This is a genomic window from Streptomyces sp. A01 (assembly GCF_059026195.1).
The window spans coordinates 110009-130161 of record NZ_JBWLKN010000023.1; the positions used below are offsets into that span (position 1 = coordinate 110009).

The 20153-nt window shown below is 71.5% G+C and carries 14 protein-coding genes and 2 pseudogenes; 12 read left to right on the forward strand and 4 right to left on the reverse strand.

What is annotated here, in order from left to right; all coding sequences use genetic code 11:
- Positions 1-318 precede the first annotated feature (318 nt).
- The 4 genes from AC5P1B_RS26955 to AC5P1B_RS26970 all read left to right on the forward strand — a co-directional run bounded on the left by AC5P1B_RS26955 (position 319) and on the right by AC5P1B_RS26970 (position 4435).
- A complete protein-coding gene (locus tag AC5P1B_RS26955; RefSeq protein WP_493890340.1) occupies positions 319-1143 on the forward strand; it encodes a sugar phosphate isomerase/epimerase family protein in 825 nt (274 codons plus the stop codon).
- Entirely contained in the window at positions 1140-1784 is a 645-nt protein-coding gene (locus tag AC5P1B_RS26960; protein WP_493890341.1) for a TetR/AcrR family transcriptional regulator, read from the forward strand. Before AC5P1B_RS26955 ends, AC5P1B_RS26960 begins: the two co-directional genes overlap by 4 nt.
- Before the next feature lie 332 nt (positions 1785-2116).
- Entirely contained in the window at positions 2117-3967 is a 1851-nt protein-coding gene (gene ilvD, locus AC5P1B_RS26965) for a dihydroxy-acid dehydratase (protein ID WP_493890342.1), read from the forward strand.
- 54 nt (positions 3968-4021) lie between these two features.
- Positions 4022-4435: a hypothetical protein gene (locus tag AC5P1B_RS26970; protein ID WP_493890344.1), complete on the forward strand. Its 414-nt coding sequence runs from the start codon at positions 4022-4024 to the stop codon at positions 4433-4435.
- 108 nt (positions 4436-4543) lie between these two features.
- On the opposite strand, the gene AC5P1B_RS26975 is transcribed toward AC5P1B_RS26970, so the two are convergent.
- Positions 4544-7240: a protein kinase domain-containing protein gene (locus tag AC5P1B_RS26975; RefSeq protein ID WP_493890345.1), complete on the reverse strand. Its 2697-nt coding sequence runs from the start codon at positions 7238-7240 to the stop codon at positions 4544-4546.
- Between the two features lie 238 nt (positions 7241-7478).
- Between AC5P1B_RS26975 and AC5P1B_RS26980 the strand changes: the two genes are divergently transcribed.
- Entirely contained in the window at positions 7479-7760 is a 282-nt protein-coding gene (locus AC5P1B_RS26980; protein ID WP_493890373.1) for an SH3 domain-containing protein, read from the forward strand.
- Positions 7761-8011: 251 nt separating this feature from the next.
- Here AC5P1B_RS26980 and AC5P1B_RS26985 read toward each other — a convergent pair whose 3' ends face one another.
- On the reverse strand, positions 8012-10612 hold the full coding sequence (locus tag AC5P1B_RS26985) for a protein kinase domain-containing protein (RefSeq protein WP_493890375.1): 2601 nt from the start codon (positions 10610-10612) through the stop codon (positions 8012-8014).
- A gap of 109 nt (positions 10613-10721) precedes the next feature.
- On the opposite strand from AC5P1B_RS26985, the gene AC5P1B_RS26990 reads away from it, so the two are divergent.
- On the forward strand, positions 10722-11369 hold the full coding sequence (locus AC5P1B_RS26990) for a hypothetical protein (RefSeq protein WP_493890347.1): 648 nt from the start codon (positions 10722-10724) through the stop codon (positions 11367-11369).
- A 228-nt stretch (positions 11370-11597) separates the two neighbouring features.
- On the opposite strand, the gene AC5P1B_RS26995 is transcribed toward AC5P1B_RS26990, so the two are convergent.
- Positions 11598-12152, reverse strand: a complete 555-nt coding sequence (locus tag AC5P1B_RS26995) for a nuclear transport factor 2 family protein (RefSeq protein ID WP_493890349.1) — start codon at positions 12150-12152, stop codon at positions 11598-11600.
- Between the two features lie 256 nt (positions 12153-12408).
- Here AC5P1B_RS26995 and AC5P1B_RS27000 point away from each other — a divergent pair, with 256 nt between their 5' ends.
- From AC5P1B_RS27000 to proC, 6 genes and pseudogenes are all read left to right on the forward strand, one after another.
- On the forward strand, positions 12409-12858 hold the full coding sequence (locus AC5P1B_RS27000; RefSeq protein WP_493890350.1) for an ArsR/SmtB family transcription factor: 450 nt from the start codon (positions 12409-12411) through the stop codon (positions 12856-12858).
- A complete protein-coding gene (locus AC5P1B_RS27005; RefSeq protein WP_493890351.1) occupies positions 12855-13142 on the forward strand; it encodes a hypothetical protein in 288 nt (95 codons plus the stop codon). Before AC5P1B_RS27000 ends, AC5P1B_RS27005 begins: the two co-directional genes overlap by 4 nt.
- A 424-nt stretch (positions 13143-13566) precedes the next feature.
- Positions 13567-15729: pseudogene (locus tag AC5P1B_RS27010) on the forward strand (MMPL family transporter).
- Positions 15719-16717, forward strand: a complete 999-nt coding sequence (locus tag AC5P1B_RS27015) for an ABC transporter ATP-binding protein (protein ID WP_493890353.1) — start codon at positions 15719-15721, stop codon at positions 16715-16717. Before AC5P1B_RS27010 ends, AC5P1B_RS27015 begins: the two are co-directional and overlap by 11 nt.
- A 5-nt stretch (positions 16718-16722) precedes the next feature.
- Positions 16723-17459: pseudogene (locus AC5P1B_RS27020) on the forward strand (ABC transporter permease).
- A 206-nt stretch (positions 17460-17665) separates the two neighbouring features.
- Positions 17666-18475 (forward strand): pyrroline-5-carboxylate reductase, encoded by an 810-nt coding sequence (gene proC, locus AC5P1B_RS27025; RefSeq protein ID WP_493890354.1) that lies wholly within the window; start codon positions 17666-17668, stop codon positions 18473-18475.
- A 149-nt stretch (positions 18476-18624) separates the two neighbouring features.
- Here the strand turns inward: proC and trpS are convergent, their stop codons facing one another.
- The gene (trpS, locus tag AC5P1B_RS27030) at positions 18625-19779 is read right to left on the reverse strand and encodes a tryptophan--tRNA ligase (RefSeq protein ID WP_493890355.1); all 1155 of its coding nucleotides are present in this window, start codon (positions 19777-19779) and stop codon (positions 18625-18627) included.
- Between the last annotated feature and the right edge of the window lie 374 nt (positions 19780-20153).

Sequence of the window (20153 nt, forward strand, 5' to 3'; positions counted from 1 at the left end):
GGGCGACGGCAGCCGGCGGGCAACGGGCACTGGCGGGCGACGACGGCGTGACGGCTCCTCGGAAGGGCCGGCGCGCGGCTCACCCGGCTCATCCGGCCCGCCGAAGCGGACCCGGGCGCGGCGCGTCCGCCGACGGCCCGGGTACCGGATCGGGACCTGCTTCCGTCACCGCGCTGGGCGTGTCCCCGGCGGTTTCCGCCGGCGTGCCGGGACGGCCCGCCCACCGGCCGGTGCGGGCCCCGGCGGGGGCCCGGCCCGCCGGACACCGCCGCAGACGGCCTTACTGCCATTCCCGCGACACGCCGTACCCTGTCCTTCGTGACAGAGCCAGTGGTGCGCATCCCGGATGCGAAGGTCGCCCTGTCCACGGCCTCCGTGTATCCAGAGTCAACGGCGACGGCCTTCGAGATCGCGGCGCGCCTGGGATACGACGGTGTCGAGGTCATGGTGTGGACGGACCCCGTCAGCCAGGACATCGAGGCGCTGCGCAGACTGTCCGACTACCACGCGGTCCCGATCCTGGCCGTCCACGCGCCCTGCCTCTTGATCACGCAGCGGGTGTGGTCCACCGACCCGTGGGTGAAACTGCAACGCGCGCGGGCGGCGGCCGAGCGGCTCGGCGCTTCGACCGTCGTGGTCCACCCGCCCTTTCGCTGGCAGCGCTCGTACGCACGTGACTTCGTCAGCGGCGTCTGGCGGATGGCGGACGAGACGGACGTGCGGTTCGCCGTCGAGAACATGTACCCCTGGCGCTACCGCGACCGCGAGCTGCTCGCCTACGCACCGGACTGGGACGTGACGAAGGACGACTACCGGCACTTCACGGTCGACCTGTCGCACACCGCCACCGCCCGCACGGACGCGCTGGACATGGTGGACCGGATGGGCGACCGGCTGGCGCACCTCCACCTCGCCGACGGCGCGGGCTCCAACAAGGACGAGCACCTGGTGCCGGGCCGGGGCACCCAGCCGTGCGCGGCGCTGCTTGAGCGGCTGGCCGCGAGCGGCTTCGACGGGCATGTGGTCGTCGAGGTCAACACGCGGCGCGCGATGTCCGCCGCCGAACGCGAGGCCGACCTCGCCGAGGCGCTCGCCTTCACCCGGCTCCACCTGGCCTCGGCGACACAGGTGAGCGGCACATGAGCGACGGCGTCGCGACCCCCCGCAGGCGCGGCCGCCCGACCAGGTCGGCGGCGGGCGGCGAACCGGCCGCGCGGGAGCGCATCCTCACGGCGGCGCGCACCGAGTTCGCCGAGCGCGGCTTCGACAAGGCGTCCATCCGGGGCATCGCCAAGAGCGCCGGGGTGGACCCCGCGCTGGTGCACCACTACTTCGGTACGAAGGAACAGGTCTTCGCCGCCGCCATCGAGCTGTCCTTCGAGCCCGCGCTGCACGTGCCGGACGTGCTGTTCGCGGGCAGCGACGACGAGATCGGGGAGCGGCTGGTCCGCTTCTTCTTCGGCATCTGGGAGAACCCGGTGCAGCGCGAGCCGCTGCTGGCCATCGTCCGCTCGGCCGTCGGCAACGAACGGGCCGCCGCCGTCTTCCGCGACCTGATCTCCAGCAGGCTGATGAGCAGGGTGGCCGCCGCGCTGGACGGCCCGAATCCGCAGCTGCGGTCGGAGCTCGCCGCCGCGCAGCTGGTGGGGATCTCGCTGCTGCGCTACGTGATCAAGATGGAGCCGCTGGCTTCGGCCGACCCGGAGCACGTCATCAAGATGGTCGCGCCGGGCGTCCAGCGGCTGCTCATCGGCGATACGGACACGGCCCTGCCGGGCGGCTGAGCGAGCCCGGACAGCCGCCCCCGACAGCCGCCCCCGACAGCCGCCCCGGCCCGGGGCGCGGATCTGTGGAACGGGCGCCCGAACTGCGGACGCTCGTCTCACATGGCGGAGGATCTGTCCGGATCTTGGAGTCGGCGCGTAGGCTCGTAAGGCACCGTGGGTACGCGGAGGACGCGCGCGTGCCACCGTGTGTGCCGTGTTGCGCAAAGAACGGACGGACCGCAGCACAGCAAGCACAGCCGAAGCAGCCCGTCCGAACCAGCACAGCCGAAACGCCGCACAGCACACACGTGCCATGCGGAGAACGTACGCATCTCCAGGGAGTGAGCATCGTGCCCGAGCTGAGGTCCCGCACCGTCACCCACGGCCGCAACATGGCCGGAGCCCGCGCGCTGCTTCGCGCGGCCGGCGTAGAGCGTGAGGACTTCGGCAAGCCGATCATCGCGGTGGCGAACAGCTTCACCGAGTTCGTGCCCGGGCACACCCACCTCCAGCCGGTCGGCCGGATCGTCTCCGAGGCGATCAAGCAGGCGGGTGGCATCCCGCGCGAGTTCAACACCATCGCCGTGGACGACGGCATCGCCATGGGCCACGGCGGCATGCTGTACTCGCTGCCCTCCCGCGACCTGATCGCCGACTCGGTCGAGTACATGACCGAGGCGCACTGCGCGGACGCGATGATCTGTATCTCCAACTGCGACAAGATCACGCCCGGCATGCTGAACGCCGCCCTGCGGCTGAACATCCCGGTTGTCTTCGTCTCCGGCGGACCGATGGAAGCGGGCAAGACGACGCTGGTCAACGGCGCCGTCCGGTCCAACCTCGACCTGATCAGCGCCATGTCCGACGCCGCGTCCGACACCGTCTCCGACGAGGACCTGGCCCGGATCGAGGAAGCGGCCTGCCCGACCTGCGGCTCCTGTTCCGGCATGTTCACCGCCAACTCGATGAACTGCCTGGTCGAGGTGCTGGGCCTGGGCCTGCCGGGCAACGGTTCCGTGCTCGCCACGCACACCGCCCGCAAGGCGCTGTACGAGGCCGCCGGCCACGCCATCGTGGACATCACCAAGCGGTACTACGACCACGACGACGAGACGGTCCTGCCCCGCAACGTCGCCTCGCGCGCCGCCTTCGAGAACGCGATGGCGCTCGACGTCGCCATGGGCGGCTCCACCAACACCGTGCTGCACCTGCTGGCCGCCGCCCAGGAGGCCGGGCTCGACTTCGAGATGGCGGACATCGACCGCGTGTCGCGCCGCGTCCCGTGCCTGTGCAAGGTCGCGCCCAACGGCTCGTACCACATGGAGGACGTGCACCGGGCGGGCGGCATCCCCGCCATCCTCGGTGAACTCCAGCGCGGCGGGCACCTCCACGAGGACGTCCACAGCGTGCACGCCCCCTCGCTCGCCGACTGGCTCAAGCAGTGGGACGTGCGCGGCGGCTCGCCCTCGGTGGAAGCCGTCGAGATGTTCCACGCCGCGCCGGGCTGCGTGCGGTCGGCGACCGCGTTCTCGCAGTCCGAGCGGTGGGAGACGCTGGACCTGGACGCGGCGGGCGGCTGCGTCCGCGACATCGCCCACGCCTACTCCGCCGACGGCGGCCTGGCCGTCCTGTACGGCAACCTCGCCCAGGACGGCTGCGTCGTGAAGACCGCCGGGGTCGACGAGTCGATCTGGACCTTCCAGGGCCCCGCGGTCGTCGTGGAGTCCCAGGAGGAGGCCGTCGACGCGATCCTCACCAAGCGCGTCAAGGAGGGCGACGTGGTCGTCGTCCGCTACGAGGGCCCCAAGGGCGGACCGGGCATGCAGGAGATGCTGTACCCGACGTCGTTCCTCAAGGGGCGCGGGCTCGGCGCCAAGTGCGCGCTGATCACCGACGGCCGGTTCTCCGGCGGCACCTCGGGCCTGTCCATCGGCCACGCCTCACCGGAGGCGGCCTCCGGCGGCGTCATCGCGCTCGTCGAGGACGGCGACCTCATCAGCATCGACATCCCGGGCCGGTCCATCGAGCTCCAGGTGTCCGAGGACGAGCTGGCCGCCCGCCGCACCGCGCTGCTGGACCGGCTCGGCTCGTACCGCCCGGTCGCCCGCGAGCGCAAGGTCTCGCAGGCGCTGCGCGCGTACGCGGCCATGGCCACCAGTGCGGACAAGGGCGCGGTCAGGGACGTCAGCAAGCTCGGATAGCTCTCGGATAGGGTCCCTCCCTCGGCAGGTACATGACGAGGGAGGGAGGCTGAGTTGGACAGCAAGCTCTACGAGCAGGGGTTCCGGGACCAGTCGCAGCGGATGAAGGCGGCGGGCTTCGTGCTGCTCGCCGGCGCCGTCGTGCTGTGGATCTGGTTCGCGTACCTGCTGACGTTCCCGTACGAGGTGGGACAGGGCCAGTACAGCTCGGTCTCCTGCGAATCCGTCCTCTTCGGCGACCCGGAGCCCCCGCCGGACTCCTGCGAGGAGGCCCGCGACATCCCCACGTTCCTGGGCCTGCTGGGCGCCTCGCTCCCACTGGCCGCGGCGGGCACGGGGCTGTACGTCACCGGATCGCTCAGCCTCCGCGTGAGCGGCCACCGGCAGACGATGGAGTACCTGGAAGGCCGGTCGGAGCCGAAGCGGCCGAAGCGGGACGAGGCGGAGCCGACGGTCCGGTCCGACTGAGCCAGGCGCCCGGTCCCGGCCGCCCGGCCGGGGGCGGGGCGGCGGCTTGCCGGTGGGGGAGCGGGGGCCCGGGGCGTACGGCGGTTCCCGCCCGTGGCGCGCGGAGCGCTACCAGCGCGACGGAGTACGGTCGTCCACCGCGAAGACCGTCCCGTCGGGGGCGGAGGCGAACACCTTCCCGTCCGCGGGCACCGGGGCGGGCAGCCGGTCCAGATAGCCGTTCCGCGCCGTACCAGGGGACGGCGGGGTCTGCCCGATCAGCTCCCCGCCGACCGCGTCGACCGCCAGCAACCGGCCGTCGGCCGACGAGAAGTAGAGCCGGTCATCGGAGGCGACGAGGGGTGAGGCGTTGCCGACCGAGGTCTCCAGCCGCCACAACTGGGCCCCTTTCGCTCCGCCGTCCTTCGCTCCGCCGCCCGCCGAACTGCTGTCCGCCGAATCGCCGTCCGCGGAATTGCCGCCCTCTGAGCTGCCGCCCTCCGAGCTGGCGCCCTTCGCGCCGTCGTGCCGACTGTCGATGGCGACCAGGCCGCCGTCGTAGCCCAGCAGGTACACGATGTCCCCGCTGACCGCGGTGCTCGCCGTGTGCAGCGGCGCCGTCAGCGGAACACGCCGCTCCTGGCGCTTCGCCGGGTGGTAGCGGACGACGGCGACGGCCCGGGACTCGGTGTCGCTGTCGATGAGTTGCAGCACGCCCCCGCGACTGGTCCCTGTCGGAGTGAGCTGCCCACCCAGCCGACTCGTCCACTGGGTGGCGCCGCTCACCGGGTCGATCGCGGTGACCAGCGTGCGCGAGCCGTCCGCCGCCGTGCTGACCGCGTAGGCGGTGCGCCCGTTCCCGTACGAGAAGAACTGCGGCGTAGCGTGCCCGTCGAGACGGTGCCGCCAACGCGACGTGTTCGTCGCCCCGTTGACGGCCGTGATGGTGCCGTCGGCGGACACCAGCAGCACCGTGCCGCCCGCGCGGTAGACACGCCCGCCATACGCCGACACATCACGGGTCCAGCGGGGCCGCCGCGTGTCCGGGTCCAGCGCCTCAAGGCGCGCACCGTCCGGCGAGAGCGTCTGGACCAGACCGGCGGCGAGTACCGGCGCCGTCGGCACGCCCTCCTCCGCGGCGTCACGCGCGGCCGTCCTGCCCGACCACACCATGCGCCCGCTGTCCGGGTTGATCCTGGCCGCCTTGACGTTCTTCTCCGCGCAGTACAGGGCGCCTTGGCCGTACGAGCAGAATGACGTGCCCGCGCCCGTCTGCCCCGCCTGAGCGGGCGGCAGCCCCGCCTCGTCACGCATGTTGATCCGCCACGGCCGCCACGACTTGGCGATGGCGCCGCGCCGGTCGTCCGCGTCGGAGTCCGAGCCGAAGCCGCCGAAGCCGTCGAGCTGCCGCAGTGTCCACACCGTGCCCGCACCGAGGGCGACGACCGCGGCGACCGCAACCGCCAGCCACCGGCTGCGGCGGCTCAGCCGCGTCCGCCGTCTCCGCCGCGAGCCACGGCCGACGTGTTGCCCGCGGTCACCGCGGTCACCGCGGTCACTGGGAACTCTGTGGCCACCGCGATCACCGCGGTCGCTGCGGTCATGGAGGCCATCGTGACCACCGTGTTCGCCGTGGGGACTGCCATCGCTGTGAGAACTGCCGTCACCGCGGGGACTGCCGTCGCCGCGTTCTCCCAGCCCCCTGCGCCCGGCTGCGGGCCGCGCGGCCCTGTCCTGCCCGGGATGGGTGGTGTTGGCGTCGGTGTCACCCGCCCTGGCGGTCCGGGCGGCACCGGCGGCGTCCGCCGTGTCCGCCGTGTCCGCCGTGCCGGTGGTGGCGTGGCCGCCGTCGGCCGGCCTCTCGGCCGGCTCGCCCGCCGACGTGCCCGCGGCCTCGCCCGCCAGGGCGTCCGCGCCCGCCGCCGCGATGTCGCGTTCCAGCGAGGCGGGCCGGCGCTGGACCGGCACTCGGGGCGTGCCGAACGGCGTGTACGGGCCGCGCCCGCCCGCCCGCAGGGCCGCCATCAGCCCGTCGGGGGTGGGCCGGTCCGCGGGGTTCTTCGCCAGGCAACCGCGGATCAGCGGCAGCAGGTCGTCCGGCACTCCGTCCAGGTCCGCCTCGTCGTGGACCACTTGGTACGCCACGATGTACGGGCTGTCCGAACTGAAGGGCCCGCGCCCGGTCGCCGCGTGCACCAGTACCGAGCCGAGAGTGAACACATCGGCCGCTGGGCCCACTTCGCGCGGACGCTGGAACTGCTCGGGCGCCATGAACGGCGGCGTGCCGATCAGCTTGCCCGTCTCCGTGCGCAGATCGCTGTCCGAGGGGCGGGAGATGCCGAAGTCGATGACTCGGGGCCCGTCGGCGGCGAGCAGCACATTGCTCGGCTTCAGATCGCGGTGGACGACACCCACGCGGTGGATGTCGCGCAGCGCCTCCGCCAGTCCCGCGGCCAGCCCTCGCACCTCGTCCGGGTCCAGCGGGCCGCTCCGCTTCACGTGCTGGGCGAGAGTGGGACCGGGAATGTAGAGGGTTGCCATCCAGGGGCGTTCAGCGTACGGATCGGCGTCCACCACCGGAGCCGTGAACGCCCCGCTGACCCGCCGAGCGGCCGCCACCTCTTGCCGGAACCGCGCCCTGAACTCCGGGTCCGTCGCGAATTCCGCATGCACCACCTTGACGGCGAGCCGCATTCCCGAGGTGGACCTGGCCAAATGGACGACTCCCATTCCGCCGGAGCCGAGGCGCGATTCGAGCCGGTACTGCCCGGCAAATTCTGGATCTTCCGCTTCCGGGCCTGTCCCCGCGTTGCGCAGCGGCGGCATTCCCCCACCCCCGTGAATTCGACCGCACTCGCGGCTCACGGAGCCTAGTCGATGTCACGTACGGCGCCGGGGAGGCTTGCTAGCCTGCGCATGTCTACGTACAAAACGCTCAACGGGGGAGGGCCTTATGGCCATGGAAGAGATCGACACGACCAGTTTGGCGACGAGCGCCGCCGCGGGTGCCGCGACGGACGAACTGACCGAAGCGCCCGCGGGCGACCCGACCGGCGACAGCGCGATGGTGGCCGCAGCCGCGGACGCGGAGGTCTCGGCGGTCACTTATCCGGTCGCGCCCGGCCACCGGGTCAACGTCCGCAGCGGACCGACCACCACCAGCCAGCTCGTGAAGGTGCTGCCGTACAACGCGCGGGTCCGCATCCGCTGTCAGCGGCGTGGCGAGCGCGTCTCCGGCCCGTACGGCACGTCGAACATCTGGGACAGCATCGCCCCCGGTCAGTACATCGCCGACGCGTACGTGAAGACGGGCAGCGACGGCTTCGTGACGGTGGCCTGCGGCTGAGGCCGACCACCGGCCTCACCGGCCGGGCGAGCGGCCACGCGCCACGCCGGAAACGGCCGCTCGTTCCGGCCGTCCCGCTCGCCTGTCCGTCCTGTCCGTCCTGTCCGTCCTGTCCGTCCCGGTCGTCCCGGCGTCGGCTGTCCGGTGCCATGTGCTCGGCGCCGCAGGCGTACGGGCACCGCTGCCCACAGGGCATCACTGCTGCACGCGGGCGCCGCCGTTTACGGCGCTGCCGCTGACAGCACCACCCCCTACGGTGCTTCCTTCCCCGCTGTCACCGCGTCCGCCAGCGTCCCTTCGAGCGCCGTCCCCTCGCGCAGCGTGGCTCTCGGCAGGGCGGCGACGCTGGGGGCGGGGCGCGGCGGCCCCGGCCGCCACGCCCGGTTCACGTGCTTGTCCGGCTTCGCATCCGGCTGCCGGGGCTCCACCGAGAAGAGCGTGCCGTCGGTCGCCGTCGCCACGAGCGCGCCGCCGACCCGCAGCACCCGGTTGCTCTCGGTGTTCATGTCCACGCCGCTGTTGGTGCTCCTGGGACCGGACTGCCAGCGCTCGGCGCCCGTCAGCAGATTCAGCGCGAGCAGTCGTCCGCTGGTGCTGCACAGGTAGACGCTGTTCTCCTGCGTGGAGACGGACGGCATGCCGAGCCGCTCCACGGTCGAAGGCCGGGACCACAGCTGTTTTCCGTCATGCGGGTCCAGCGCGGTGACCCGGCCACTGCTCTGCACGAAGAACAGCCGGCCCCCGGTGAGCGTGGCAGTGCCAAGGGCGTTCTTCGGGAGCTTCACCTCGCGGCGCGTGCCATCGGTCGTGTCGACCCGGATCAGCTTGGGGTACGGGGCGTTCTCCGAGGCGCCGTAGCGCAGGAACAGCAGATCCTCGCCATCGACACCGATGGGGCTGTCCACGTCCTTCAGCCGGCCCAGATCGGTGGGAGATCCGTCAGCGCGGTCGAGACGCCGGACATACGAGTAGTCAGCGGACTCCTCGTCCTTCCAGCACGTCGCGTACGGCACGCCATCGTGCGAGGCCGCGGTGCACGTCTCATCCCTGGTCACCGGGTACGTCCAGCGGGTCTTGCCGGTCGCCACGTCGCGCGCGGTCAGCGCACGGTCCCCGGGGGCGCTGCTGAGCAGCAGATCACCGGAGAGCCGCGTGTCCGCGCTGTCGCTCACCGGCCTCGACCAGACCTTGTCGCCCGTGCCGGCGTCGAGCGCGATCAGCCGGACCTCGTCCTCGGCGGGGCTGTCGTGGACGAAGACGAGCCCGCCGCGCACCCCGATCGGCTGGCTGCCGGTCATCATCTCCTCGGAGTCGGCCAGTTCGTCCGTACGCCAGTCCACTCGCCCGGTGACGGCGCTGAGACGGAGCGTCGGGAAGCCCATCCCGCCGCAGAACAGCGCCGTGCCCCGGGCTGTGCACAGCGGATCGGAGCCGCCGCCGATCAGCTGCTCCTCTTCGGACTCGGACGGGGAAGCCCCGACCTCGGGGAGGAAGGACTCCCATGGCCGCCAGTGGTCGGGCGGGGCGAGGTGGCGTACGGGGTCCGTCGCCGTTCCGCTGGTCCGCACGCCGTCGTCGTCCGTGCCGTAGAAGGCGAACGCCCCGCCGCCGACGGCCAGCGCCGCGACCGTGGCCACACTGGCCAGCAGCATCCGCCTGCGTCGCCGTCCAGCGAGGCCGGTGAGGGTCGCCATCCGGCCCACGGCACCCCACTCGCGCCTGCCCGCGCGCGGCCCCGCCCCGCCGACGCCGTCCTCGGGCACGCCACTGCCGCCCGCATGGGGCTGATCGTCGGCATGGGGGCCCACGCCGGCACCGGGAAGGCCGTCCATACCGAGAGCGCTGCTACGACCGGAAGCACGGTCACGGCGGCTCCCGGGCCGGCGGAGGGGCCCACGGCCACGAAAGATCCCACGCTTACCCGCAGAGCCGGAGCCGGAGCCGGAGTCAGAGCCGAGGCTTGAGCCGGACGAGCCGGACGAGCCGGACGAGGCGGCGGAGGTGCCCCCGGCCCCGGTGGCCCGCGACGGCACGCGCACCGGACCGCGCTCGGGAAGGTCCCCGAACAGCCGCAGCAGCTCAGGCAGGACCGGCCGGTCCTCCGGCGCCTTCGCCAGACACCGCTCGATGACGTCGCGCAGCGGCGTGGTCAGCGTGCGCAGGTCGGGCGGCTCGTGCACCACCTGATACGCCGTCAGATACGGGCTGTCCGCGTCGAAGGGGCCGCGCCCGGTCGCCGCGTACACCAGCAGCGCGCCCAGCGAGAACACATCGGAGGCCGCCGTCACCTCCCGCGGCCGGTGCAGCTGCTCCGGCGACATGAACGGCGGCGTTCCCATCACCCGCCCGGTCACCGTCAGTGCCTGGTTGTCCCCGGCGCGCGAGATGCCGAAGTCGATGACCCGGGGGCCGTCCTTCGCGATCAGTACGTTGGCGGGCTTGAGGTCGCGGTGGATGACGCCCACCCGGTGGATGTCGTACAGCGCCTCGGTCAGGCCCAGCGCCAGCCGCCGCAGCCGCGCGGCGTCCATGGGCCCGCGCTCCTTCAGCTCGTCGCAGAGAGTACGGCCGGGCACGTACAACGTTGCCATCCACGGCCGTTCGGCGTCCGGATCGGCGTCCACGACGGGCGCGGTGTACGCGCCGCTCACCCGCCGCGCCGCGGCGACCTCCTGCCGGAAGCGGGTACGGAACTCCTCGTCCTCGGTGAACTGGGCGTGCACCACCTTCACCGCGACCCGCCGCCCGGAGAGCGAGCGCGCGAGGTAGACGACTCCCATGCCACCGGAACCGAGCCGGTCAAGCAGCCGGTAGTCGCCCATCGTCTCCGGATCACCGCCGCTCAGCGGCACTGCCACACCTCCCCGTACGGCCTCCCTGTACGCGCGTCCGAGCAGAAAGACTAGACGGCGTACGAGACAGCGGAGAGACCGAACCGGGCAACCGGCGATAATCGAGGGTATGAGCGAAGCGCAGCACCCCGGCGACGGCGCCCCCGACACCGGCTCGGGCGGCGGTGCCGACAAGGGTCCGGACGGCAGTGCCGACACGAGCCCCGGCGTAGATGCCGACCTTGGCCCTGGTGCGGGGCACGACGACGGACCCGAGCCTGAGCCGATCCGGTTCTTCGGGACGACCTGGGTCAACCACGACGGGGGCTACGCGCTGCGCCGCGTCGCCTTCTCCATCGGCACGCTGGTGGCCGCTGTCGCGGGCGCGTTCCTGCTGCGCTTCGCGTATCAGGGCGTGGTGATGGGTGACGCCGGAGGGCTCGTCAACCTTCTGCTCATCGTGGCCTTCGCGATCTGCAGCGCTCTCGCCTTCGGCCGCGCGATGGAGGAGCTGGGCGGCGGCAGTGGGCGGCGAGCGGGCGGCGGTGCGCCCGGTGGCCGTCGCGACGATCCCGCCGCCGAGAAGTCGATGCGCAGCATCAAGGTCATCGGCTTCGTGGGGGTCCTGCTCGCCTACTTCTGCCGCAGCCTCTTCGAGGCCCCGCGCGAGAAGCTGCTCCGCGCCGACTACGAGGAGCGGCGGGCGCGGTTCGAGCGGCTGCGCGCGGCCCGTACGGGCAACCCGGCGGGCAAGCGGAAGAAGCGCAAGCGCCGCTGAACTTCCGCGCTGAGCCGCCTCCACTGAGCCATCCCCGGTCAGCCGTTCCCGTCAGCCACCACTTGGTCGGCGAGCCACCAAGAGCTGTGCGCGGAGAGCCGTACGCCGGAGAGTCGTACGTGGGAGTCGTACGCCGGAGAGTCGTACGCCGCGAGCCCGGCATTCAGCGCCCGGCGTGTGGCGTCCGGCGTGCGGTGCTGAACGTGGCGCTGGACGGGACGTTCGGGGTCAGTCGGAGTCGGGGGTGCAGGCGGCGGCGATGGCGAGGCTGTCCTCGTAGATGTGGTGCCGGACGATGTGCCCGCCCTCGACGGTGAGCCGCAGCGCGAACGGCGAGTGGAAGGTCTTCCCCGTGGCCCGCAACGTGCCGTACAGGTTGCCGGTCAGCACCGCCTCCTGGCCGTCGACAACGATCGCGTCGATGCTGGCGCCACCCGCCCCCGGCACCGTGTGCGCGGCGAGCTCGACCCAATGGCCTACGACGTCGGCGCGCGTGGAGCGGGGCCGTATCCACGGAACGACCGGATTGGGCGCCACCATCCAGTCGACCTTCTCGGCGTAGACGGCGGCGATCCGCTCGGGGCCCTGGTCCGGATCGGCGACCCGCCGCAGGTACTCGGCCACGACCTCACGCGTCTGCTCGGTGGCGCCCGAGCCGGTGGCGACGGCGGCAGCGGTCGTCTCCGGGGAAGCGGTGGCGGCGAGGTCCGGAGCGGTGGTGGTGGCGGGGATGGTGACGGAAGTGGCCTGGTCGGCGGGGCTGAGTGCGGTGTTGGTGTTCATGCGGCTCAGCTTGCCGTGAAGGCGGGCGACCGTCGATTACCCGGCAGGTAATGGAGGGCGATGCCGCCGATGCGGCTGCGGCTGCGCGCTCCCTGTGCCGCCGCCCGGAGAGCGGGCCGGCGGCAGCGGCATGGGGGAAACCCCTGAGGCGTCCCCGAGGTACCCCCCAGTCCTCCCCGACATGTGTCAACTTTCTTTGACAGGTGCTGGGCGGGGTGTCAGCGTAGAGACCAGTCACCGGCAGAGAGGGGTCGAGGTGAGCGTGGACCCGGCTCCGACTGGAGACGAGCTACTCAAGATTCTGGGAGCGCTCGGCAATCCGCACCGCATCCGTATCATCGCGGCGCTCGCCGAAGGCAGGAACTACGTCAGCCGCCTGGCCCGGGAGATCGGCATCAGCCGCCCGCTGTTGCACATGCACCTGCAACGACTGGAGGCCGCGGGTCTCGTCGTCGGTTCGCTGGAGCTGTCGGAGGACGGGAAGGCGATGAAGTTCTTCGAGGTGGCGCCGTTCGCCTTCCACCTCAGCCCCGCTGCCGTCGCGACGGCGGCGGAGACGCTCCAAGCACCGGACTCCGCGTCCAGTTCCCCACCGGACTCGAAGCCCCCACCGAACTCCGGCCCCGGCTCTGACCCCCGCCTCAGCCCCAGCCCCGGCCCCATACCAACCGATTCCGAGACAGTCGTACAAGGGAGAGCGCAGTGAACGAGGAGATGGTGACACTCGCCGACGACACAGCCGGAGCGTGGGCGGGAGCGGTGGGCGCGGGCGGTGTCTTTCTCCTGCTCATCGTGATCGTCTGGCAGATCGCGGCGACGTGGCGGTCGCGCATGCTGGCCGCGCGCGAAGATCAGTACAGGCAGCTGGCCGCGAAATACGCCCAGCTGTTGGAGGACAACACCGAACTCCACCGGCGCACTCTCGACGAGCTGAGCCAGACCCGGCTCGCCCTGGAATCGATGGAAAAGATGATGCGCGAGGTCGAATAGGCCCTACGGGAGGTCTCCGAGTCACCGAGACCACCAAGGGATGTCCGGCGGGTCACGCGGGCCCGGCATCGGGCTGCGCAGGGGGCCTCCCCAGGCCACCAGGCTCAGGCGAAGCAGCCCTGACCCGGCACAAGGATGTCCCCCGCCAGGGGCGCGGGGAACCGCGCGACCAGCCACGACGCACCCGCGGTCTGTGAGGCGCGGCCAGGGGCCCCGTTCCCGGCACGCCCCGCCGGCCACGGCCGAGTGCCACCAGTGCCACTCCCGCCGAACATGCCCGAGTGCCACCAACCACCAATGCCCCAAAGCCATCAGTGGCACCAGCGCGTACGGCCGGGAGCGGCAACTCCCGGCCGTACGAACGTACGAAGCGAAGTTCCGCGAGCCCATCGCGCAACTCACTCCCGTCAAAAGGAGATCACCCATGCCCGCTTGGAGCAAGCGGCTCCCCGCCCTGCCCGGTGGCCACCGCTCGAAATGGGTCGTCCTCGCCGTCTGGCTGATCCTGGCCGTCGCCCTCGGGCCGCTCGCGGGCAAGCTCGGCGACGTCGAGGACGACGGCCCCAACGCGTTTCTGCCGGGCGCTTCCGAGTCCGCTCGGGTCAACACCGAACTGGAGAAGTTCCGCGACGACGAGCTGACGGCCGCCGTCACGGTCTAGAGCCGCGCCGAGGGCATCACCGCCGCCGACAAGGCCAAGACCGAGACGGACAGGTCCCGGTTCGCGAAGTTCGCGGCCGACGGGGAGCAGGTGGCGCGAGCCGTGCCCTCCGAAGACGGCAAGGCCCTGATGACCGTGGTCCCGCTGTCCTCGGACGACGACCTCGGCGATGCCGTCGAGCAGGTACGCGACACCGCCGCCGCCAACGCCCCACCGGGGCTCGACACGGCGGTCGGCGGCCCGGCCGGTTCGCTCATGGACTCCGTCGAGGTCTTCGACTCCCTCGACTCCACGCTCATGATCATTACCGGCGCGGTCGTCGCCGTACTGCTGCTGATCACCTATCGCAGCTCGATCCTGTGGATCTTCCCGCTCCTCGCTGTCGGCTTCGGCGCCGTTCTGACCCAGGCGGCCACCTACCTCCTGGCCAAGCACGCCGGGCTGCCCGTCGATCCGCAGAGCGCGGGCATCCTGATGGTCCTGGTCTTCGGCGTCGGGACCGACTACGCACTGCTGCTCATCGCCCGCTACCGCGAGGAGCTGCACCGCCGCGAGAACCGGCACCAGGCGATGCGCGTCGCGCTGCACCGCTGCGGCCCGGCCATCCTCGCCTCCGCCGGAACCATCGCCATCGCCCTGGCCTGCCTCACCTTCGCCGACATCAACTCCTCGCGCTCGCTCGGCCTGGTCGGTGCCGTCGGCGTCGGCTGCGCCTTCCTCGCGATGATCACCGTGCTTCCCGCGCTGCTGGTGATCGCGGGCCGCTGGATCTTCTGGCCGTTCGTACCGCGCTTCGGCACGGAGCAGCGCGCGTCCCGGACCCCGTGGGCGAAGATCGGTGCGGCTGTGGCGCGCCGCCCTCGCTGGGCCTGGCTGATGTCACTCGCCATCACCGGCGTCCTCGCGGTGAGCGCGTTCGGCATCAGCATGGGCCTCACCCAGTCGGAGATGTTCCAGGACAAGCCCGAGTCGGTCGTCGCCCAGGACCGGATCTCCGCCCACTACCCGTCGGGGGCCTCCGACCCGGCCGACGTCGTCACCCGCGCGGACGGGGCCACGGTCGCCCAGGTCAAGCGGGCCGCGGCGGCGGTCGAGGGGGTGGCGCAGGTGAGCGACGCGCACGACACCGCCCGTACGGGAGGCATCGCACTCGCCACCTTCTCCGTCGTGCTGAAGGACGCGCCGGACAGCCAGGCCGCCAAGGACACGATCGATGGGCTGCGCGACGCCGTGCACGCCGTCGACGGCGCCGACGCACTCGTCGGGGGGACCACAGCCCAGACCCTGGACAGCCAGCGGGCCGCCGACCGCGATCTGACGACCGTCATCCCGATCGTGCTGCTCGTCGTGCTCGCGATACTGATCTGGCTGCTCCGGTCGCTGGTGGCTCCCGTACTGCTGCTCGCGACGGTCGTCGTCTCCTTCTTCGCCGCGCTCGGTACGTCCAACCTCCTGTTCGAGCACGTGCTGGGTTTCGCCGGAGTGGACTGGTCGATCCCGCTGATGGGCTTTGTCTTCCTCGTCGCACTGGGCATCGACTACAACATCTTCCTGATGACCCGCGTACGGGAGGAAGTCGCCGTGCTCGGCCACGCCAAGGGCGTCATCGCGGGCCTGACCGGCACCGGCGGTGTCATCACATCGGCGGGCGTCGTCCTGGCCGCGACCTTCGCGGTGTTCGCCGTCCTGCCGCTGGTCACGATGGCTCAACTGGGCGTGCTGGTCGGGGTGGGCGTACTGCTCGACACCTTCCTCGTCCGCACGGTCCTGGTTCCCGCCCTGGCACTGGACCTCGGCCGACGCGTGTGGTGGCCGGGGCCGCTCAGCCGCGCCGGTCACACACCGGAGGACCCGGCCGACCCGGCCGACGCCGTGGTCCTTGACGCGTATGCGCCCCGCGAGGAGTATTCATCGCATGGTGAATAAATCGCGGAGCGACCGTCCCAGCGGAGCCGCCGACCCCTCCGCCGGTATGCCACCGCACCCCGGAGGAGCACCCGAAGCCGCAAACGCACCGGACGCCACGGACACACCGCCAGCCGCCACGAGCGCACGACCAGCCGCCAACGCGGCCATTCGCGCCCGAGGGCTACGCGTCGTACGCGGCAGCCGGACGGTCCTCGACGGGGTCGACTTCGACATCCCGCGCGGCCAGGTCACCGGCCTCCTGGGCCCCAGCGGCTGCGGCAAATCCACCCTGCTCCGGTCCATCGTGGGAAGCCAGGCCAAGGTCACCGGCACTCTCGAAGTCCTCGGCCGACAGGCGGGCGCCGCCCCACTCCGCGAACGCGTCGGCTACGTCACCCAGGCACCTTCGGTCTACCTCGACCTCACGCCGCGCCAGAACCTCTCCTATTACGCCGCTGTCCTCACACCCCACGCGTCCCGCGACGACCGGCATACGGAGATCGAGAGGGGACTCGCCGACGTCGACCTCGTCTCACACGCCGACGCGCTCTCCGGCAACCTCTCTGGCGGCCAGCTCAGCCGGGTCTCCCTCGCCGTAGCGCTCCTCGGCCACCCCGAGCTCCTGGTGCTCGACGAGCCCACCGTCGGTCTCGACCCCGTACTCCGCCGCGATCTCTGGGCTCTCTTCCACCGCCTCGCCACCGACCAGGGCGTGACCCTCCTCGTCTCCTCCCACGTCATGGACGAGGCCGACCGCTGCGACCGGCTGCTCCTCATGCGCGCAGGCCGAATCCTGGCGGACGGCACACCTGCCGCGCTGCGCGAGCGGACGCACACGGACACGGTGGAGGAGGCGTTCCTCCATCTCGTGGACGCCGAGACCGCCGACAACCCAGAGAACCGCGACAACGGCGGCAACGGCGGAATCCGCGACGGCCGCGACGATGGCAACAGCAACAGCAACAACAGCAATGGCGAAAACCGCAGGAACTCCGCGAGGAAGTGACCCCGGTGAACATCTCCCGCACGCTTGCCACCGCCCGCCGCGTGCTGCGCCAGCTCCGCCACGACCCCCGCACCATCGCTCTGCTGCTGCTCGTGCCGGTCATTCTGCTCGTGCTGCTCTACTGGGTCTTCGACTCCGACAAACGGTCCTTCGACACGATCGGGGCATCGCTGCTCGGCATTTTCCCGCTCGTGACGATGTTCCTCGTCACCTCCATCGCCACTCTGCGGGAACGCACCTCGGGCACCCTCGAACGCCTGCTGACCATGCCCCTGGCCAAGGCGGACCTGATCCTCGGATACGCCCTCGCCTCGGCCTGCTCGCCGTTGTCCAGGCATCGCTCGCCACGGGCGTCGCCGTCTGGGCCCTCGATCTGAGCATCGCCGGTTCCCCCTGGCTGCTGCTTGTCGTCGCTCTCCTGGACGCGCTGCTCGGTACGGCTCTGGGGCTTTTCGTCAGCGCGTTCGCCGCCACGGAATTCCAGGCCATTCAGTTCATGCCCGCGCTGATCTTTCCGCAGATCCTGCTCTGCGGCCTTTTCGCACCGAGGGACAGCATGCAACCGGTACTGGAAGCGGTTTCGAATGTGCTGCCGATGTCGTACGCCGTCGACGGCATGACGGAGGTTCTCCGGAACGATTCCCTCACCGGTGATTTCGTCCGCGACACGCTCGTCGTCGCCGGCTCCGCCGCCCTCGTCCTCGGCTTGGGCGCTGCCACCCTCCGCCGCCGTACGACATAACGCCACGGCCCCCGGACGCCCGCCCAGTACCGGTTACCGGCACGCCCGTACCGCCGCCCCGTACCGCCAGCCGGACACCCGCCACACACTCCGCGCCCCGATGCGAGGATTGCCCGTAGCGCCACAGGCGGACGCGGAACCGGCGTGGCGCGGGCATCAAACGGGCGCAAGGATTCCGTACCGCACTGGATGAGGTGAGCGACAGCATGACGCAGAAGGTCGCCGTGCTCGGCACGGGAAAGATCGGCGAGGCACTGCTCAGCGGAATGATCCGCGGCGGCTGGGCCCCGGCGGACCTGCTGGTCACAGCCCGCCGCCCGGAGCGCGCCGCGGAACTGCGCGCCCGGTACGGCGTCGAGGCCGTCACGAACACCGAAGCGGCCAAGGCCGCCGACACCCTCATCCTCACCGTCAAGCCGCAGGACATGGGCGCCCTGCTCGACGAGCTGGCACCACATGTTCCGGCCGACAGGCTGGTCATCTCCGGCGCGGCCGGTATTCCGACGGCGTTCTTCGAGGAGCGGCTCGCCGCCGGGACGCCGGTCGTACGGGTCATGACGAACACGCCCGCCCTGGTCGACGAGGCCATGTCCGTCATCTCGGCGGGCAGCCACGCCACCGAGGCCCACCTCATCCACGCGGAAGAGATCTTCAACGGAGTCGGCAAGACGCTCCGCGTCCCCGAGTCCCAGCAGGACGCGGCCACCGCCCTGTCAGGCTCAGGACCCGCGTACTTCTACTTCCTCGTCGAAGCCATGACCGACGCGGGCATCCTGCTCGGGCTGCCACGCGACAAGGCGCACGACCTGATCGTGCAGGCGGCGATCGGCGCGGCCGTGATGCTGCGGGACAGCGGTGAGCACCCGGTCAAGCTCCGCGAGGCCGTGACGTCCCCGGCGGGCACGACCATCAGCGCCATCCGCGAGCTGGAGCGCCACAGCGTACGGGCCGCGCTGATCGCAGCCCTGGAAGCGGCCCGCGACCGCAGCCGCGAACTGGCCTCAGGCAACGGCTGACCTGGCGCAGGCCGCGCCACCTCCACCCGCCGACGGCCGCCGCCCAGCCCCGGTCCGATCGGTCCGATCCGGGAACCGAAGCCAGGCGGCGGCCACCGGCAGCCGTCCGCCGGAGCCACGCCTTCAGCAGGGCGTGCTCTCAGAGGCACTCATGCCGGAGCCAGCAGCCCCACAGCCGCGTACGCCGCGTCGACCCGTGGCCGCGCCATCGCCCGCGCCCGCTCGGCTCCCTCGCGCAGTACCCCGTCCACATAGCCGGGGTCCGCGGACAGCTGGGCATGCCGTTCCCGCACCGGCCGCAAGACCTCCACCACGGCCTCAGCGGTGTCCTTCTTGAGCGCCCCATACGACGCGTACTCGGCCGCCAGGTCCTCCGGCCTCCCACCCCGGCACGCGGCCAGCACGTCCAGCAGGTTCGCCACCCCCGGCTGCGTGTCCCTGACGTAGGACACCTCGCTCCCGCTGTCGGTGACGGCCCGCATCACCTTCTTGCGCACGACGCCCGGCTCGTCGAGCAGGTAGACGATCCCGCTTGTCTCGGCGTGCGACTTGCCCATCTTCGACGTGGGGTCCTGGAGGTCCATGACCCGGGCGGCGATCCGCGGGTGCACGGCACGGGGAACGGTGAAGACCGGGCCGTAGCGCTGGTTGAACCGCTGCGCGAGATCCCGGGTCAGCTCCACATGCTGGGCCTGGTCGTCCCCCACGGGAACCTCATCCGTTCCGTACGCGAGGATGTCGGCGGCCATCAGCGCCGGATACGTCAGCAACGACAGCCGTACGTTTCCACCCCGAGCGGTCTCCCGCCCCGCCTTCTCCTTGTACTGGATCATGCGCCGCATCTCGCCGTCGGAGGCGACGCACTCCATCAGATACGAGAGCCGCGCGTGCTCATCCACCTGGCTCTGCACGAACACCGTGCACTCTCGCGGATCAAGGCCGGCCGCGAGCAGCAGCGTGGCGGCCTGTCGGCTCAGCCGCCGCACGCGCGCCGGATCGTGCTCCACGGTCAGCGCGTGCAGATCGACGACGCAGAACAGCGCGTCCGACCGGTGCTGATCCTCCGCGGCCCACCGCCGTACGGCACCCAGATAGTTCCCCAGCGTCAGGTGGCCCGTCGGCTTGACCCCGCTGAAGATCCGCACCCGTCCCGGCGCGGGCCGGGAGCCTTCCGTCGCGCCCGCGGGGTCCGGCGCATCCCCGGCGCCGGGACTCCCAGCGCCCCCGGTCACTCCAGCCACCCTGGGCGCCACTGCCACCGATGGCAACGCCGTCACACCCGCCGCGTCAGTCACGTCTGTCATCTCTGTCGTCTCCTCCTACCGCTTGCCGGGTCGAGGACCGTCTCCTCCGGCCGACCGGGGCGAGAAGCAGAGCTTCAGAAACGCGAACGGCCGCCGGATTCGGCGGCCGTATGTGCGCACACGCACTGGGTCTGGTCCGCCGTCAGGCGGCCCACCACTGGGTGTGCGCGTGCTTGGTCATGCCCGGACCGTACTCCTCAAGAAGGTCCCCCGCCACGGGTTTGAAGCGCCCCGGGGCGTCATGTAGTGTTCTCCGAGTTGCCACACAGCCCGTCAGGGCCGCGTGGCGGCCACTCGCGCCGCACCGGCGGCAAACCATTACCGCACGGCCTCCCTACGGGATGGATTTCGGCATGCTGAAATCCGAACGAAAG